This window comes from Nocardia sp. NPDC057455 (assembly GCF_042802775.1).
GTDB lineage: Bacteria > Actinomycetota > Actinomycetes > Mycobacteriales > Mycobacteriaceae > Nocardia.
Map to the genome: position 1 here is coordinate 21,911 of NZ_JBHVDM010000034.1, position 17,087 is coordinate 38,997.

The 17,087-nt window shown below is 66.4% G+C and carries 16 protein-coding genes; 9 read left to right on the top strand and 7 right to left on the bottom strand.

Annotated features, from left to right (window positions below; genetic code table 11):
- Positions 1–12 precede the first annotated feature (12 nt).
- The 3 genes from hsaB to ACFU5M_RS16230 all read left to right on the top strand — a co-directional run bounded on the left by hsaB (position 13) and on the right by ACFU5M_RS16230 (position 1,910).
- Positions 13–585 (top strand): 3-hydroxy-9,10-secoandrosta-1,3,5(10)-triene-9,17-dione monooxygenase reductase subunit, encoded by a 573-nt coding sequence (hsaB, locus tag ACFU5M_RS16220; protein ID WP_379049415.1) that lies wholly within the window; start codon positions 13–15, stop codon positions 583–585.
- A gap of 190 nt (positions 586–775) precedes the next feature.
- Entirely contained in the window at positions 776–1,228 is a 453-nt protein-coding gene (locus ACFU5M_RS16225) for a helix-turn-helix domain-containing protein (RefSeq protein WP_379049417.1), read from the top strand.
- A gap of 25 nt (positions 1,229–1,253) precedes the next feature.
- The gene (locus tag ACFU5M_RS16230) at positions 1,254–1,910 is read left to right on the top strand and encodes a hypothetical protein (protein WP_379049420.1); all 657 of its coding nucleotides are present in this window, start codon (positions 1,254–1,256) and stop codon (positions 1,908–1,910) included.
- 130 nt (positions 1,911–2,040) lie between these two features.
- On the opposite strand, the gene ACFU5M_RS16235 is transcribed toward ACFU5M_RS16230, so the two are convergent.
- On the bottom strand, positions 2,041–2,898 hold the full coding sequence (locus ACFU5M_RS16235) for a 3-hydroxyacyl-CoA dehydrogenase (RefSeq protein ID WP_379049421.1): 858 nt from the start codon (positions 2,896–2,898) through the stop codon (positions 2,041–2,043).
- 270 nt (positions 2,899–3,168) lie between these two features.
- On the opposite strand from ACFU5M_RS16235, the gene ACFU5M_RS16240 reads away from it, so the two are divergent.
- The 3 genes from ACFU5M_RS16240 to ACFU5M_RS16250 all read left to right on the top strand — a co-directional run bounded on the left by ACFU5M_RS16240 (position 3,169) and on the right by ACFU5M_RS16250 (position 5,311).
- Positions 3,169–3,732, top strand: a complete 564-nt coding sequence (locus ACFU5M_RS16240) for a YdeI family protein (protein WP_379049423.1) — start codon at positions 3,169–3,171, stop codon at positions 3,730–3,732.
- Between the two features lie 64 nt (positions 3,733–3,796).
- Complete coding sequence (locus ACFU5M_RS16245) at positions 3,797–4,639, top strand: ATP-grasp domain-containing protein (RefSeq protein ID WP_379049426.1); 843 nt, start codon at positions 3,797–3,799, stop codon at positions 4,637–4,639.
- Between the two features lie 192 nt (positions 4,640–4,831).
- Complete coding sequence (locus ACFU5M_RS16250) at positions 4,832–5,311, top strand: hypothetical protein (protein WP_379049428.1); 480 nt, start codon at positions 4,832–4,834, stop codon at positions 5,309–5,311.
- A gap of 27 nt (positions 5,312–5,338) precedes the next feature.
- On the opposite strand, the gene dmpG is transcribed toward ACFU5M_RS16250, so the two are convergent.
- From dmpG to ACFU5M_RS16270, 4 genes are read right to left on the bottom strand one after another with little or no spacing between them, the layout of a single operon-like run.
- Positions 5,339–6,376 (bottom strand): 4-hydroxy-2-oxovalerate aldolase, encoded by a 1,038-nt coding sequence (dmpG, locus tag ACFU5M_RS16255; RefSeq protein ID WP_379049431.1) that lies wholly within the window; start codon positions 6,374–6,376, stop codon positions 5,339–5,341.
- A gap of 12 nt (positions 6,377–6,388) precedes the next feature.
- Positions 6,389–7,297 carry an acetaldehyde dehydrogenase (acetylating) gene (locus ACFU5M_RS16260; RefSeq protein ID WP_379049434.1) on the bottom strand — a complete coding sequence of 303 codons (909 nt, stop codon included), beginning with the start codon at positions 7,295–7,297 and terminating at the stop codon, positions 6,389–6,391.
- A 10-nt stretch (positions 7,298–7,307) separates the two neighbouring features.
- On the bottom strand, positions 7,308–8,093 hold the full coding sequence (locus ACFU5M_RS16265) for a 2-keto-4-pentenoate hydratase (protein WP_379049437.1): 786 nt from the start codon (positions 8,091–8,093) through the stop codon (positions 7,308–7,310).
- A gap of 1 nt (position 8,094) precedes the next feature.
- Positions 8,095–9,717: an FAD-binding protein gene (locus tag ACFU5M_RS16270; RefSeq protein ID WP_379049440.1), complete on the bottom strand. Its 1,623-nt coding sequence runs from the start codon at positions 9,715–9,717 to the stop codon at positions 8,095–8,097.
- A 105-nt stretch (positions 9,718–9,822) separates the two neighbouring features.
- Here ACFU5M_RS16270 and kstD point away from each other — a divergent pair, with 105 nt between their 5' ends.
- The 3 genes from kstD to ACFU5M_RS16285 all read left to right on the top strand — a co-directional run bounded on the left by kstD (position 9,823) and on the right by ACFU5M_RS16285 (position 13,571).
- Positions 9,823–11,529: a 3-oxosteroid 1-dehydrogenase gene (kstD, locus tag ACFU5M_RS16275; RefSeq protein WP_379049442.1), complete on the top strand. Its 1,707-nt coding sequence runs from the start codon at positions 9,823–9,825 to the stop codon at positions 11,527–11,529.
- Positions 11,530–11,768: 239 nt separating this feature from the next.
- Positions 11,769–12,635 carry a MaoC/PaaZ C-terminal domain-containing protein gene (locus tag ACFU5M_RS16280; protein ID WP_379049444.1) on the top strand — a complete coding sequence of 289 codons (867 nt, stop codon included), beginning with the start codon at positions 11,769–11,771 and terminating at the stop codon, positions 12,633–12,635.
- 153 nt (positions 12,636–12,788) lie between these two features.
- Complete coding sequence (locus ACFU5M_RS16285) at positions 12,789–13,571, top strand: aminoglycoside phosphotransferase family protein (protein ID WP_379049447.1); 783 nt, start codon at positions 12,789–12,791, stop codon at positions 13,569–13,571.
- 16 nt (positions 13,572–13,587) lie between these two features.
- Here the strand turns inward: ACFU5M_RS16285 and ACFU5M_RS16290 are convergent, their stop codons facing one another.
- On the bottom strand, positions 13,588–14,787 hold the full coding sequence (locus ACFU5M_RS16290; protein WP_379049449.1) for a cytochrome P450: 1,200 nt from the start codon (positions 14,785–14,787) through the stop codon (positions 13,588–13,590).
- Positions 14,784–17,042: an SIR2 family protein gene (locus tag ACFU5M_RS16295; RefSeq protein ID WP_379049451.1), complete on the bottom strand. Its 2,259-nt coding sequence runs from the start codon at positions 17,040–17,042 to the stop codon at positions 14,784–14,786. The genes ACFU5M_RS16290 and ACFU5M_RS16295 overlap by 4 nt, the downstream gene beginning before the upstream one ends.
- Positions 17,043–17,087: the final 45 nt, after the last annotated feature.

The following is a 17,087-nucleotide window of genomic DNA, read 5'->3' on the forward strand; positions in this document are numbered from 1 at the left end:
GCGAGCGAAACGATGACCGCGGACGGATCCGGGATCGATCCACGGCAGTTCCGGAATGTGCTGGGGCAGTTCTGTACCGGCATCACCGTGATCACCACCTTCGACGACGACAGGGTGCCGATCGGCTTCGCGTGCCAGTCCTTCGCCGCCCTCTCGCTCGAACCGCCGCTGGTGCTGTTCTGCCCCACCAAGGCGTCCCGGTCCTGGGCGGCGATCGAGAAAACCGGGCGTTTCTGCGTGAACGTCTTGGCCGAACAGCAGCGCGAACTGTGCGCCCGCTTCGGCTCCCGCGAACCCGACAAGTTCGCCGGCGCGGCGTGGCACACCTCCGACCGCGACCTCCCGGTCCTGGACGAGGCCCTCGCCACCATCGAGTGCACCGTCGACAGCGTGGTGGACGGCGGCGACCACTACATCGTGATCGGCCGGGTCCAAGCCCTCTCCGAGACGACCACCACCGGACGCCCCCTGCTGTTCTACCGGGGCCAGTACACCGCCATCGAACCGGAGAAGACCACCCCGGCCCCCTGGCGCGCGGACCTGGAACACTTCCTCACGACGACGACGTTGGATACCTGGTTGTAGGGCGACAGACGCCGACCCCGACCGCCCAGCGCGGCAACCACGCCAGTCGACCGGATTCTCTTGCGGGGCCCAGCCCTGGCCGAACGTAGAAATACACTTATAACCGAATCAATGTTGCACTTGCACATGAACGACAATACTCTGGTCATGTACCAGTCCGGGTGAGCCGTGGCGTCGAACGGAGTCGAATATGGCAACGCTCCAGCGGGATGGTCGCGCCGCTGTGGCGGTGACCCCCCGCGAAATCGAGCAGGCGCGCAACGTCAGAGCATTCCTCGGCGATCGATCGACGCCGGCGGCAGTCACAGTCGGGGCGGGTGTGGGTCAGGACCTCACTCTGCCACCGGAGTTGACCGCCCTCCTTCTCCGGCTGGTCGACTTGGTGGGCCAGGGCTGCACGGTGACCATCGGGAGCATCCCTACCGAGGTGACCACCACAGTGGCTGCCAGCATGCTGGGCATGTCGCGACCGTCGTTGATGAAGCTCGTTCGCGAGGAGAAGATCCCCTCGCACAAGGTCGGATCACACACACGTCTGTACAGCAAGGACGTGCTTGCGTTCCGGCGAGCACAGCTGGAACGCCAGAGCAAAGCATTCGAGGAACTGCGCGCTCTCGAGGAGGAGTGGGGCGTTCTCGACTGAGTAGTCGCTGAGCGGTAGTCGCTGAGTGCCGAATCTCGCAGTGCCCGCCCGCTACGATCTGCTGGTGATCGGCGGGCGGGTGCAAAGAGTTCTTGTTGACGCAAACATCCTGTACTCACGGACGTTACGCGACTGGCTTTCGCTGTTGTACTTGCGGGGCGGCCTCGCAATGTTCCAGGTCTTCTGGACTGAAGACATCATGGCCGAGACGCTCTACTGGCGGAGAAAGAAGAACCCCTTCCTCTCCGAGAACCAGATTGGGGGAATTCGCCGCAGAGTCGCCGCCACCTTCGGCGACGACAGTGTCATCACTGGCTACAGGATCGATGACACAGTCGTCTACCCCGACGTTTTCGATGCCCACGTGCACGGTGCCGCCATCCACGGCGACATCGACGTCGTGTTGACCGCCAATCCTGCCGACTTCGACATGGACGAGTTCGATGACCTTCCCTACGAGGTCTACAGCGCTGACGCTTTCTTCCAGCTCATCGACGACTCTCAGCCGCAGCTCGTGCGCCGGGTCATGGAAGAGCAGCTGGCGTACTGGGTTCCGCGCAAGGGCAAGGCACTACCCGAAGCCCTTCGTGATGCGGACGCTCCCGTATTCGCCGAACGCATCCGCATATACCTGCAAGCCGCTGATATCCAACGGATTCTGGATGCCGCGGCCAGCATCTGACCAACCCCTCGGCCAGTCATCCAGGTCGATCCCGACCCGAGTCAGAATGCACCCTGGCATCGGCTGAAAGTGCAGCTGTGCCGGTCCTCCCGCAGTTGGCGGTGACACGCTCCAGCGTTGCCCTCGCGGGTCAGTACTTGTAGAAACCCTCGCCGGTGGCGATGCCGAGCTTGCCCTTATCGATGTAGTTCTCCTTCAACCACCGGGCCAGCCGCTGGGAGTCCTCGTCCTCGTTGTTGACGAGGATGTTGTACGGCGTGGTCAGGCCGATGATGTCGAGGATGCGGAATGGTCCGGCCGGTGCGCCGGTGCCGATCTGCCAGGTCTTGTCCACCGCTTCGGGATCGGCATAGCCGCCCGCCGCCAGGCTCATGCCCGCGTTGAGCAACGGCACCAGCAGCGAGTTCAGGACGTAACCCGCCTTCTCCTTCTGAATTTCGATCGGCACCATGCCGATCTTCGAGGCGAAGTCGACCACCGCCTGGTACACCGAGGGGTCGGTGTCGGTCGTGCCCATGATCTCGGCGGTGTTAAAGTGCCACACCTGATTCGCGAAGTGCAGCGCGAGGAACCGGTCCGGGCGGCCGGTGAAGTCTTTCATGGCGCTGGGCAGCAGGGTGGAGGAGTTGGTGGCGAAGATCGTGCGCTCCGGCGCGACGCGGCCGAGCTCTTCATATGTCTGCTGCTTGATGCTCAGCACCTCGGGAATGGCCTCGATGACCAGGTCCGCGTCCCGCACCGCCAGAGCCAGATCGGAACTCAGCGCGATGCCGGCCGCCACCTGTTCCGCCTTTCCGTCCCCGCCGCCGGGTACCTGCTCGCGGTAGACCGCCGCGAGCTTGTGGAGTCGCTCCTCAGCTGCGGCCAGCGCCTTGTCGTCTATGTCGTAGGCCGTCACCGCGAAACCGCGAAAAGCGGTCTGAAAGGCGATCTGCGACCCGAGCACCCCGGTGCCGAGAACGGTCACCTTGCGAATGTCGATGGTCATTCGTTTCTCCTCTCGACTGTTGCGAAAAAACCCGCGACGATCTCGACGACCTCGGAATCACCGCCGCCACGAAATAACGTACCGGCGGCCATCCCGGCGTGATCGAAGACTTGCCAGGCCTCCCATATCGCCCCACGAGTGGCACATGGGCGCGGCGAAACCCGAGAACACCACACGCTCATGTGCCACTCGTCGGTGAAGTGCTCAGATGATGAGCACTTTGGGTCGGAGGATGGGTGTGCAGACAACACCGCATCTCGGGAGGGCACCGTGGGTCAGTTGGATCAGGCCGGAATTCTCGTTTGCGCCGATGTCGCGCAGTGGGAGGAGTGGCTCGCGGCCAATCACCACCGGGCTGCCGACGTCTGGTTGAAGATCGCCAAGAAGGGGGCGGCGGGCACGACGATCAGCAACGGCGAGGCGCTCGACGGCGCGCTCTGCTTCGGCTGGATCGACAGCCACCGCCGCAGCCTCGACGCCGAGCATTACCTTCAGCGATACTCGCCGCGTCGTTCGACGAGTCCTTGGTCGCAAGTCAACGTCGCCAAAGCCGAAGCGCTGATCGCCACGGGCCGCATGCGTTCAGCCGGCTCGGCCGCCATCGCCGCCGCCCGGTCCGACGGCCGGTGGCAGGCCGCCTACGCGCCCCAGCGCACCGCTACCTGCCCCGACGATCTGACCGCCGCGCTCAGCGCAAGCCCACGCGCACGACAGAGGTTCGATCAGCTCGACCGCACAGCGCGGTACGCGCTGTTCCTGCGACTGATGAAGTCGCGGACGTCCGCCGAGCGCGCCACCCAGCTGCGCCGGATCGTCGCGGAGTTGAGCGGATAACCGCATTCCCCACTTGCGCGGAAATCGGTTGGGAATCGTGTGCGCGCACGCGAGGATATCGGTTGTGATCCTGCTTTTTCCGGCCGATGTGCTTCGCCCCCAACGCGTCGACGAGCATTTCGCCGCGGAGGCGGATGCAGCTCGAGCTGCCGGGCTGGAAGTCGCCGTGGTCGATCACGACGCGTTGAGCCAGCCCGGTGGCGCGGACGCGGCCGTCCGGCGCGTTCGGACGCAAGGTGCGGCTGTCTATCGCGGCTGGATGTTGCGCAGTGACCAGTACGCCGCGTTCGACCGGACCTTGCGGCAACGCGGCGTCATGCTACGCACGAGCGCCGAGCAGTACCGGCGCGCGCACGAGTTGCCGGGGTGGTATTCCGCGCTCGCCGAGATGACTCCCCGATCGGTATGGACCGCTGGGATCGATCGCACCGCGTTCGATCGCGCGTGCCGGGAGTTCGGGACGGGCCCTGTCGTCCTGCGCGACTACACCAAGTCGATGAAGCACTACTGGCACGAAGCCGCGCTCATCCCCGATGTGGCGAATCCGGACGCCGCCTGGCGCGTCGCGAGCCGATTCCATGAACTGCGCGGCGAGGACCTGACCGGCGGATTCGTCCTGCGCCGCTTCGAGTGTTTCCGGTCGGCCGAAGTCCGCACCTGGTGGGTGGACGGCGAGTGCCGGTCGATCGGGCCGCACCCGGACACCCCGGAGGAAATGCCCGACGCGGAGTTCGATCCGGCCACCGTGGAGGATGCCATCGCCGCCCTCGACCTTCCCTTCGTCACGGCCGACTTCGTACTGCGCGACGACCGGGTCTGGCGTCTGGTCGAGATCGGTGACGGCCAGGTCAGCGATCGCCCCAGGACCCTTCCGGCCGAGGAGCTGATCACCGTTCTGCGCGGTTGATGACTGATTCCATCGCAGTGCAGCTCGTAATTCGACACCAGCGACCGGCCATGTCTACGGTTACAGCCACCGATTCCGCGACCCCAGCCATATACAAGGCCGTTGCCGCGCGGTCGATCCTACGCACCTCGGCCGCCCCGCTCCAGCGGTGGTAGCACCGGCTGGAGCCGTGCTCAACTCGGGGAAGAGGACGTGGACATAGATGACGCCGTTCGAGGCGCGAGGCTGCTCGCCTCCGACATCGAAACTTCGCTCGGATTTGCGGTGCATGTAGAAACCGGAACTACCGATGAATGGCGTAGGTTCGCCGAGCGGACCGGTCGCCCAGAACCAAAGGAATTGGTGCGCGTTGCTGTGCCTGATGCCGGCACTGCCGCGGCCCTCGACCCCACCGAACCAGGCAGCGCGACCGCAGAGGAGTTCGCGATGGAACTGGCTCGAATTCTGCAGGATGATATCCAGATCCATATCCGGGAGCCGTGGCCCAAGGACCCGACCGCGAGTGGGCGATCGTTGGAACCGACCGAACGCGGTTGGCAAAGTTTGGCGGACAGGGCGTATCTCGTTCGATACGGGCAGCTGGGAAACTCCGCCGATCAGCCCGAGTCGCACGCGTACGTTGCCACCGACACACAACTCGGCTTTCTGGGCGGCCCGGGCCGCGAACGGTAGTTCCGTTCACGACCCGAGATCGTCCGGTCAGGCGGAGACAGTCGCCTTCTCCCGCTGCAACTCCAGCGCGATGTCGATGAGCTGATCTTCCTGGCCGCCGACGAGCTTGCGCTTGCCGGCCCGCACGAGCATTTCGGCGGCCGAGACGCCGTAGCGCTCGGCTTGGCGTTCGGCGTGCTTGAGGAAGCTGGAGTAGACGCCCGCGTAGCCCATCATCAGGGCTTGGCGATCGAGCAGGCACTCCTGGGGCATCGCGGGGCGGACGACGTCTTCGGCCGCGTCGGCGATGGCGAAGAAGTCGATGCCGGTCTTGACGCCCAGCTTGTCGCACACACCGACCAGCGCCTCGACGGGCGTGTTGCCCGCGCCCGCGCCGAAACGGCGTGCGCTGCCGTCGATCTGGGTGGCGCCGGCGCGAATGGCGTAAACCGAGTTGGCGACGGCCAGGTCGAGATTCTCGTGGCCGTGGAAGCCGACCTGCGCGTCGTCGCCGAGTTCGGTGACCACCGCCGCGACCCGGTCGGAAACCTGTTCCAGCACAAGCGCTCCGGCCGAGTCGACGATGTAGACGCACTGACACCCCGCGTCGGCCATGATGCGCGCCTGCTCGGCCAGCACCTCCGGCGGCTGAGTGTGCGACATCATCAGGAACCCGACCGTCTCCAGCCCGAGGTCCCGTGCCAGGCCGAAGTGCTGGATCGACACATCGGCCTCGGTGCAGTGGGTGGCGATGCGGCAGATGGACGCGCCGTTGTCCTGCGAGATCTTGATGTCTTCCTTCACCCCGACGCCGGGCAGCATCAGCACGGCGATCTTCGCCCGCTTCGCCGTCTCGGCCGCGATGGTGACCAATTCCTGCTCCGGCGTCTTGGAAAAGCCGTAGTTGAACGACGAGCCGCCGAGGCCGTCGCCGTGCGTCACCTCGATCACCGGGACGCCCGCGCCGTCCAGCGCGGCCACGATGTCGCGGACCTCGGTCGCGGTGAACTGGTGACGCTTGTGGTGCGATCCGTCGCGCAACGAGGTGTCGGTGACGCGGATGTCGAGTTCTGCTGAGTAGGCCATGTCGAAAGCTCCTTACACCCGGGCCGAGACGATCTGTTCGGCGATGACCTCGCCGACCTGCGTGGCGGCGGCGGTCATGATGTCGAGGTTGCCCGCGTACGGGGGCAGGAAGTCGCCCGCGCCCTCCACTTCGACGAACACCGACACCTTGGCCATCCCGCCGGAGACCACCGAGGGCTCGTCGAACTGCGGCTCGTTGAGCAGCCGGTAGCCGGGGACGTACCGCTGGATGTCGGCGACCATCCGGTGGATCGAGTCGGCGACCGCGTCGGTGTCGGCGTCGTCGGGGATGGCGCAGAAGATGGTGTCGCGCATGATCATCGGCGGCTCGGCCGGATTCAAGATGATGATGGCCTTGCCGCGCTGCGCTCCGCCGATGGTCTCCACGCCGCGGCTGGTGGTCTTGGTGAACTCGTCGATGTTCGCCCGCGTACCGGGGCCCGCGGAGACCGACGACACCGATGCGACGATCTCCGCGTACTGCACCGGGACGACGCGCGACACCGCGGCGACGATCGGAATCGTCGCCTGGCCGCCGCAAGTGATCATGTTGACGTTCGGCGCGTCGAGATTCGCGCCCAGGTTCACCGGCGGCACGACGGCGGGGCCGACGGCGGCGGGGGTGAGGTCGACCGCGCGGATACCCGCTTCGGCGTAGCGCGGGGCGGCGGCGCGGTGCACATACGCCGAGGTCGCTTCGAAGATCAGGTCGGGCAGCTCGGATTGCCCGAGTAGCCAGTCCACGCCCTCGTGCGAGGTTTCCAGCCCGAGCCCGCGCGCCCGCTTCAAGCCCTCGCTGTCCGGGTCGATCCCGATCATCCAGCGCGGCTGGATCTTCTCCGAGCGCAGCAGTTTGTAGAGCAGATCGGTGCTGATGTTGCCGGACCCGACGATCGCGGCGGTGACGGTCCCGTTGGACACGACAGCCTCCCTAGGTGAATTGCAGACGGACAGAGCCGAGTCCGGCGAACTCGGCGTGGAACGCATCGCCCGGACGGGCGTCGATGGCGCGGGTGCACGAGCCGGGCAGCACGATGTCACCGGCCTTCAACCGGACACCGAAGCTCGCGACCTTGCGCGCCAGCCAAGCCACCGCGATCACCGGGTCACCGAGCACGGCGTCGCTGCGGCCCTCGGCGACCACCTCGCCGTTGCGGGTGAGCACCGCGTCGATGGCTTTGATGTCGATGTCCTTCGGCGCGACGCGCTCGGCGCCGAGTACGAAACCGGCGGAGGACGCGTTATCGGAGATGGTGTCGGCCAGGCCGATATTCCAGTCCTTGATCCGCGAATCGATCAATTCGATCGCGGGTGCGAAGGCGACCGTGGCGGCGAGCACATCCGCTTCGGTGCATTCCGCGCCGGGCAGGTCGGCGCCGAGTACGAACCCGACCTCCACCTCAACGCGAGGAAACAGGTAGCGACCGGCTTCGACCGGAACGTCCTCGTAGACTTCCATTTCCGCGAGCAGGTGCCCGTAGTCGGGCTCGTCCACGCCCATCATCTGCTGCATGGCTTTCGAGGACAGGCCCACTTTGTGCCCGACCACGCGCGCGCCCGCGTCGAGCCTGCGCCGGATGTTGATCAGCTGGATCTCGTAGGCGTCGACCACGTCGATATCGGAGTGGCGAGCGATCAGCGGATCGATCGCCACCCGTTCGCGCTCGGCGCGCTCGAGTTCGTCGGCCAGTTCGGTTCGTACCGCGTCGGACAGCACGCTAGTTCCCTTCCGTTGCTTTTTTCAGCGCCGAGACCTGCTCGCCCGCGGCGGACCGGCCTGCCCTGCGGCCGGAGAAGATGCAGTCCGACAGCGACAGCCCACTGACGTAGGACTGGGAGCAGATGCCGATCGCGGTGCGCCCAGCCGCGAAGAGTCCGGGAATGTCGTCGCCCTCGGTCGTCTTGACCGCGCCGGTGCGCTCGTCCACGACGACGCCGCCGAGGGTGAGCATGGGGCACGGGTTGGTCAGGCTCGGTTCGATGCCCACATCCAACAACCAGAACGGGCCGGTGCGGACCGGATTGGTGAACTCCGCGGGCTTGCCGACCGGATCGGGGGCTCCGGTCTCGATCGCGGTGTTGTGCGCGTCGACCGTCGCGCGCAGCCCGGCGGGGTCGATGCCCGCCTTCGACGCGGCCTCTTCCAAGGTGGCGCCGCGAATCGCGGTGCGCCGCATCGTCTCGAACTGCCCGCGCTGGAACCAGGCGCCCTGCTTGCCGATCTGGCCGATCGCGGTGCGCATCAGCGGGTTGTCGGCCAGCAGCCAGCCCTTGCCGTCGTGCCGGGTGATCAGCGCGTTGCCCACGGCGGCGCCGTAGCGCGTCTCGTCGATCACCCGGCGACCGGCGGCGTCCACCAGCAACGCGCCGGTGAAGGAACTGGGCGGCAGCAGGAAGCGCCAGGCGGAGACGTTGTCCATGTGGTCCACCGCCGCGCCTGCCTGCTGCGCCATCAGGATGCCGCTGCCGTCGTCGGCGGTGGTGCCCAGGGCGAGACCACCGTGGAAGGCGGGCGCGTACTGCCGCACCATGTCGCGATTGGCGATGAATCCACCCGCGCTGAGCACCACCCCGCGCCGTGCGAGTACGCGAATCGTGTTGCCGTATCGGCGTTCCAGCCGTTCCAGCCGCTGTTCCAGCGCTCGCCGCAGCGGCGGATAGTAGATACCCGGCTTTGCCGCGATCTTCGCCATGCGGGTGTAGCGGTCGCGGACGCGTCCCGGCGCGTCACGCAGCGTGTGGCATTCCACGCCGATCACCGAGCCCGTCGGGTCGGTGATCAATCGGGTCACCCGGGTCAGGGTCTCCACTCGCACTCCCGCCCGGGAAGCCGCGGCGGCGAGCGGGCCGGTGAGCTTCTTGCCCGAAGTGCCCCTGCCCTTCACCCGATGTCCGCGTTGGGCGGCCGGGATGTCGCGGAAGGCGCCGGAGATCTCGCTGCCGGAGTAGTAGAGGTAGTAGCGGTCGTTGGGGTAGGAGGTCTTGTACGGGCACAGCGAGGCTTCGAACGGCACACCGTGCGCCTTCAGCCACTCGATCAGCTCCGGGCTCTCGTCGACGAACTTGCGCAGCGTCTCCGGGGTGACCGCGTCGCCGACCTCGCGCTCGAGGTAGGCGTACATCGCCTCCGGCGTGTCTTCGACCCCCGCCTCCCGCTGCACCGAGGTGCCACCGCCCGCGTAGATGATGCCGCCGGACAGCGCCGACGTCCCGCCTCCGGCGAACCGCTCCAGCACGAGCACCTGCGCGCCCGCCGCGGTCGCTTCCAGCGCGGCCGCCGCACCCGCGGCGCCGTATCCGACCACGACAACGTCGGTGGTCAGGTCCCATTCGAGGCCCATGTCCTTAACTCCGGTCTGAAACTGAAACAAGTTTCCTCGACAAATGGAACGTCGAGCAAGTCTTCTGCCACACAACATAGACCAATGGCGCGTCCATTCTATAACGTGTTCTACATGACTGATCGGGAATACGACGTGGTGGTGGTCGGCAGCGGCGCCGCCGGCATGACCGCCGCCCTCACCGCGGCCCAGCACGGGCTGAGCGTGGTGGTCATCGAAAAGGCCGCGCACTACGGCGGGTCGACCGCACGCTCCGGCGGCGGCGTGTGGATCCCGGGCAACAAGGCGCTGCGCGCGTCGGGTCGGCCCGACGACCGCGAGGACGCACGCACCTACCTGCACAGCATCATCGGCGACGTCGTGCCCGAGGAACGGATCGACACTTTCATCGATCGTGGCGCCGAAGCGATGGACTTCGTCCTCGATCACTCGCCGCTGAAGATGACATGGGTGCCGGGCTACTCCGACTATCATCCGGAGGCGCCGGGCGGGCGGCCGGAGGGGCGCTCGTGCGAGCCCAAGCCGTTCGACACGAAGATCCTCGGCGACGAGCGGTTCAACCTGGAACCGCCGTACGCGAAGGCGCCGCTGAACGTGGTGGTCATGCAGGCCGACTTCGTCCGGCTCAATCTGATCCGGCGTCATCCGAAGGGCATGCTCCGGGCGATTCGCGTCGGTGCGCGCACCTACTGGGCCAAGTTCACTCGCAAACACATCGTCGGCATGGGCCAGGCCATCATCGCGGCTATGCGCAAGGGACTCATGGACGCGAACGTGCCGTTGCTGCTGAACACTCCGATGACCGACCTCGTCGTGACCAACGGCGTCGTCACCGGCGTCCATGCGCTGCACGAGGGCGAGCCGGTCACCTTCACCGCTCGCTACGGCGTCGTCCTCGGCAGCGGCGGTTTCGAGCACAACGGTGAGATGCGCACCAAGTACCAGCGCCAGCCCATCACCACCGAGTGGACCACCGGCGCGGCCGCCAACACCGGCGACGGCATCCAAGCGGGCATGGGTGCGGGCGCGGCTATCGGCTTCATGGAGGACGCCTGGTGGGGGCCGACCATCTTCAAGGGCGGCAAACCGTGGTTCGCGCTGGCCGAACGGAACTTGCCCGGCAGCATCATGGTGAACGCCGACGGCAAGCGATTCGGAAATGAGTCCGCTCCTTACGTCGAGGCCGTGCACACCATGTACGGCGGCGAGTACGGGCAGGGTGAGGGACCGGGCGAGAACATCCCCGCGTGGCTGGTGTTCGACCAGCGCTACCGGAACCGCTACATCTTCGCCGGGCTACAGCCCGGTCAGCGTTTCCCGTCCCGGTGGATGGAAAACGACTTCATCGTCAAGGCCGACAGCATCGAGGAACTGGCGAGCAAGATCGACGTGCCCGCCGAGGGGTTGACCGCGACCGTCGCCCGGTTCAACGGCTTCGCCGAGACCGGCAAGGACGAGGACTTCGGCCGCGGCGACAGCCACTACGACCGGTACTACGGCGATCCGACCGTGCGGCCCAACCCGTGCCTGGCCGCGCTGGTGCAGGGCCCGTACTACGCCGCCAAGATCGTGCCGGGCGATCTGGGCACGAAGGGCGGGCTGGTGGCCGACACCGCCGGGCGGGTGCTGCGCGAGGACGGCAGCGTCATCGAAGGGTTGTACGCCTCAGGCAACTGCTCCACACCGGTGATGGGACACACCTACGCGGGGCCCGGCGCCACCATCGGCCCCGCGATCACCTTCGGCTACCTCGCGGTGCTGGATATCGTCGAGCGCAAGAAGGACCAGCCCGCGGCCACCGCGGGGGCGTGAGACGAGAACGCGGTGCGGACCACGGTTCACAGGACGGGCCGGAATGCGCTCGGCCCGCCCCGCGATCCATCCACAGGCCGATGCGTAGCCGCTGAACGGTCCCGCGGAACGGACGACGCACTGGCGGGCCGGCGTCCCGGGAGCGCAGGATCGGACCCGGGCGCCGTCGAGTTCCGGCGCGGCCTCGCTCGCGGCGCGGGCGGGCCGGATCTATCCACAATCATGCACAAGGAGAACTGATGCCCATCGACCCGAAGATCGCGCTCGGCGCGCAACTGCCGAGCCGGGAGTTCGCCTGGACTCCCTCGGACGTGCAGCTCTATCAGCTGGGCCTCGGCGCCGGTACGCGCTGGACCGACCCCGCCGAGCTGCGCTACCTCGACGATCGGGAACCGCAAGTGCTACCCACCTTCGCCACCGTGGCGGCGACGTTGCACGAGACCGAGCCGCCGCGGGTGAGCTTCCCGGGGATCGAGATCGACTTGGCGAAGGTGGTGCACGGTCATCAGGAGGTCGAGGTGCACCGGCCGATCCCGGCCGCGGGCAAGGCGACGAAGGTCAGCCGGATCGCCGAGATCTGGGACAAGGGCTCGGCAGCGGTCATCGTCCAGGAGCACACGGTCACCGGCTCCGACGGAGCGCCGCTGTGGACCGAGCGCTCTTCGATCTTCGCCAAGGGCGAAGGCGGTTTCGGTGGGGAGCGCGGCCCCAGCACCAAGTCGGAATTGCCCGACCGAACCCCGGATTTCGATGTCACCACGCCGACACTGCCGCAGCAGGCGCTGCTCTACCGGATGTCCGGCGACCGCAACCCGCTGCACTCCGACCCGGAATTCGCCCGCGCGGCCGGGTTTCCCGCGCCCATCCTGCACGGATTGTGCAGCTACGGCATCGTCTGCAAGACCGCGACCGACACCGTGCTCGACTCCGACGCCGGCCGCGTCATCGGATTCCGCGCCCGGTTCGCAGGCGTGCTCTACCCGGGCGAGACGATCCGCACCCGGATCTGGCGGCAGGACGACCTCCTGACCATCGCAGCGACCGTGGTCGAACGCGACGACGCCCCGGTCCTCGGTGACGTCCAGCTGCGGTTCCGGTCCGCCTGACAGCCGGGTTACGCACCGGAGAAGAGTCGCCTTGGGGCAGCACCGCGTCGGCCCGGCGACGTGGTGCGCCCATGGCGCCGGCGATCCGCACGACCGGCCGAATTCATTTGATCGCCGACATCCGGGCGGTACATCCGCGAATATCATCCTCTGGTGGACGAAATACCCGTAACCCCTTTTGCCGGCGGGTGCCTCAATCAGGGGAAGATAACGCTGCTGGGTAACACCGTGATACGCCATCAATCCCACCCTTGGCCGCGCGATGTCGGCCGCTCTCTCGCGGCGCTGTCGCGCTCGGGATTCGACAGGTGCCCACAGGTTCTGCACCAGCCCGACGACAAAACGGCCATCTTGACGTACATGCCCGGCCACGCGCTTCCGGACCCGGTTCCCATTTGGGCCGCACAACCGGCTGTCCTGCACGATGTGACATTGCTGTGCCGGCGATTCTCCGACGCCGCGCAAACCGTGCCGTCGCCGTATCGCCGTCAGGAGGATTGGGCATCCGAATTGCCATCCTCGGGCGGCACATTTCTTCATGGTGACCTACATCCGTCCAACATCGTTTTCGACGAGGCCAGGAAACCGACGGCCATCATCGACTTCGAGCTCGCCACCGTCGGCCCGTGGATATGGAACCTGACCTCGCTGCTGTTCAGCTGGACGCCGTTCGAACCGGTCGACCGCACGTGCTGGCGGTCCACCCCATGGATCTCGAGGGTGGAAAGGTGTCGTCAGATCATCACGGTCTGGCAGTTCACCGAGAATCTGTCCGCTCTCGGCGATGCCATGCTGGAGTTCATGCAATGGCGGTATCTGACCTTCACTCGGCTGGCGAGAGCGGGCAACGAAGTCGCCGCGACACACCTCGATCCACCGGAGCGCGCCGCTCGGACGTCCGCGGTCGAACAGTTGGTCGCCGAGGTGTTCCGCTGACGCGCCGCCCGAATGCTCAGGCCACCGGCGCCAACGACACCGGAACGAATTCCGGCCCGTACAGAAGACAGGACTCCGGCCGCCACCGGATATCCCCAACGAACACGGGGGGCTCGAACATCTTCGGGAGGATGCGAAGTGTCTCGGTGAGCTGCAGCAATGCCAGCGCCGAACCGACACATCGGTGTATCCCGCGCCCGAACGCGAGCGGCACGCTGCCGCGCTTCGTCCTGATGTCGAAATCATGGGGCCGCTCGAACACCGTGGGATCTCGATCCGCAGCCGCATGGCACACCAATACCGGTGTGCCATGGGTGATCTCGAGATCCTGGTAAACGAGGTCAGCGCCGGGCCAGCGCAGATTGATCCGGACGACCGAGCCCCAGCGCAGCACCTCCCATGCCGCCTGGGTCGCGGCTTCGGGATGATCCCGCAACCACACCCACTGGTCCGGAGCTCGAGCGAAAGCGACGCCGAGCCAACCCAATTGACGGGCGGTCGTTTCCCGGCCGCCCATGATGAGGGTCATCAGCAGGTTGTGCAACTCCGCTTCGATCACATCGTCGTCGCCGATAGCGCAAGCCGCGACAGCGCGGCTCACGCGATCGTCACGGGGCCGGCCGCGACGCTGCGCGACCAGCGCGGAGACATAGGCATGCAAATCGGCTACGGCCCGCTCGGCGCGATCACGCACCCCGCCGATGTCCATCGCGAGAATCAGGCCCGAATCAGCGGAAATTCGCGCGAATTCGGCCGATTGCTCGACGGGAATGCCCAGGATTCTGCACAGTACCGCTACTGGGAGCGGGTCGGCGAATGCCTGCATCCAGTCGACTGCGGACCGGTTCGCCATTCGCTCGGCGAGTGTCCACACGGTTTCGCGAATGTGCCGTGCGGTGTCGATGTCCGCGTGCCTCGGTAACAACCCCAGCAACATCGAGCGCAGTCGAGAGTGCGTGGCGGCGTCGACATTTTGGAGATTGTGCTCGAACCAATCGTAGACGGGCCCGTTCGATAGACCCATCATCTCGCGGTGATGGCTTCCGTTGGGACCGAGCCGGTTGTCCTTATCGAGTTCTACCGCCTCCTTGTGCCGAAGCACAAGCGGACCCTTTTCGGTCCGCGCATACCACTTGCGCTCGCGCGCCCGGTCGACTTCGGCACTGTCGAAACGAAATCCGGGACGGAGGATCTCGAGTTCCGCCGCGACGGTCATGGCAACGCCAGGAGCGCGGGAATCACTTGATTCTTGATGATCGGGGACAGTCCGCTGGTGTCCTTCTCTCTGATGTCGAACCAGACGATCTGGGAGATTTCCGCCCCCGGCGCCGGCGTTCCTTTGACGCGGCCGCGCACGGCTTCGATCAGGACCCGGACCCCCGGTTCGAAGGCGGCGACATCTTCGAAAGCACGCCAATACGTCGGTGCTTCGACCTCCACCCCGAGTTCTTCGAGGACTTCCCGCCGAACCGCCTCTTCGACCGTCTCGCCCGCTTCGATCGCGCCGCCCGGCAGGATCAAGGCGTCACGGCCGCGGGTTCGTACGAGCAGCAGGTGGTGTCCGTGGAGCAGGATCAAGCCCGCTTTGCGAAGCACGTTGTGTCCGAAGCGCTGCAACGCCTCACCCAACGCCCAGACCGCGTACATCGTGGGGAAGGTGAAGCGCTCACCGCCGACGCCGTCGCTGACCTGGCCGCCGCCTCGCTCGATATCCTCGGCCTGCTGCAACAGCGCGGCCATCGCGCGGCCGAGCAGACCGGCGGCGGAGCGGTGGCCGGAATCGAACCAGGCCAACGACCCGAGCACTACCGCCGCGGCAGGCGGATGGTGCCAGGACAGCCAACCGGTGCGGCCGTCCTCGGTGCGGTATTGGAATGCCTCGTGCTCACTGTGCAAGGTCAATCGCGGGTCGGACAGCTGGGTCAACGCCAGCGAAACGAGCTGGTCGTCCTGATCGTCGAGCCACCCACGATCCCTGATCTGACCGAGCAACCACAGCAACCACCCCGCCGCGACGGCACTCGAGGTGCCGCCGTCGCGCAGGACATGTTTGATCTGTCCACAAGCGAGCAGCTCGGCACGGAAGTCTCGCCACAGGTCGAACGGAAAGGCATCCGCTCGCAGCAATGCCACGAACGCGAGCAGCGACGAGACCACCGAGACCCGCTGGTCCTGCGGGAAGCGAGACCATCCCGGCTCGTCGTCGCGCACCGCGCCGCTCAACCACTCGACGCCACGGCGCAACACATCGGCGATATCGCGGTGCAGGTCCGACCACTGGCCCAGCGCGATCATGGCCAACGCGTGGGTGTGCACATTGGTGTCCTGGATCGCCGGACTGAGGAACGCGCCGTCCGCGTTCTGGAATTTCAGGAGCGCTTCGACCTCATCGATCGGCCGCACTGCGTGACCGAGCGAGATCTTCGTCGCGGACAGCGCGAGCAGGCCCTCGGCGATGTTCGCCGGCCTGACGTCGGTCTCCGGCGTCGTGCCCCAGTGGATGGGCAACTGGAGCAACCATTGCAGTCCGCTCTGACAAACCTCCCGTTGCTCCGGCAACAGCAAATCGGGGTGCTGCTGCAACAGTGCGGAATAGTCGACCGGACTCTCCTGGATCGGCGGCGCGCCGCTGCGCTGCGTGAACTCGACGAACCAGCTCGCGACCACCTCCGACACCGCGCGATGCCCCTGCCGGTCGACGTCGTAGAGCGCGATGTCTATGCCGTATTCGTCCTCGAGTTGCACCCGGACACGACGATCCGTGCTGCTCGGAAGCATGGCCACGTGACGAGGCCCTTGCCCGTGATAGTCCCGGCCGAGCAATTGCAGCGGCACCAGGATGTCTCGATCCGCCAAGCCGTAGCCGAGAAAGACCAGCTCGTAGTTGAAGAACAAGGAATAGATGAACCGCGAGAGCGCATCGTTGCTCTCGATCCGCGTGTAGTCCTCACCGCTGAGCACGAAGCGGCGCCTACCGACGTCGCCGTGCAGCTTGACGAGGAACGGCCGCCGCTCGGCGATGGAGCCGAGCATCGTTATCTCGTCCGGGATCAATCCGACGAGCGGTTCGCGGAAGTGCTTGGCGTACGCGGCTTCCAGGGCGCCGTCGTAGTTCGTCGTGATGAACCCGGCGCACGGCAGACGCACCAGATACTCGTAGGAGCCCAGATCGGGCGGCAGCGGCCGGCCGAATATCTCGCAGAGATGCTGATCGACCCGAGGGCCCATTTTGCCCCGCAGGTAGTCACCGCACGGGAGATAGGCCGCCTCGTCCAACAGGCGTTCGGCCGTGGCGGCCTCGTCCGCGTCGAGACGACCGACCCTGCGCCCGTAGGTGATCAGCTTGCCGAACAACTCGTGCCAGGAAGGGAATCCCAACGGCCGCGATAGTCCGGCGCCGACGAAGAAGACGACCGGCCGATCGCCGGTCGTCAGGTGGTCGGAGACGCGCGCGATGTCGGGATGATCCACAGTTTCCCCCTGGAAAGCAGTGTGACCGCTGCGAGCCCTACGGCC

What these genes read in the sequence shown, in the direction of transcription:
- ACFU5M_RS16225 (WP_379049417.1), top strand. Translation starts at nt 776, where the DNA reads ATGGCAACGCTCCAGCGGGATGGTCGCGCCGCTGTGGCGGTGACCCCC.
- ACFU5M_RS16235 (WP_379049421.1), bottom strand. Translation starts at nt 2,898, where the DNA reads ATGACCATCGACATTCGCAAGGTGACCGTTCTCGGCACCGGGGTGCTC.
- dmpG (WP_379049431.1), bottom strand. Translation starts at nt 6,376, where the DNA reads ATGGCCTACTCAGCAGAACTCGACATCCGCGTCACCGACACCTCGTTG.
- ACFU5M_RS16280 (WP_379049444.1), top strand. Translation starts at nt 11,769, where the DNA reads ATGCCCATCGACCCGAAGATCGCGCTCGGCGCGCAACTGCCGAGCCGG.
- hsaB (WP_379049415.1), top strand. Translation starts at nt 13, where the DNA reads ATGACCGCGGACGGATCCGGGATCGATCCACGGCAGTTCCGGAATGTG.
- ACFU5M_RS16290 (WP_379049449.1), bottom strand. Translation starts at nt 14,787, where the DNA reads ATGACCGTCGCGGCGGAACTCGAGATCCTCCGTCCCGGATTTCGTTTC.
- ACFU5M_RS16270 (WP_379049440.1), bottom strand. Translation starts at nt 9,717, where the DNA reads ATGGGCCTCGAATGGGACCTGACCACCGACGTTGTCGTGGTCGGATAC.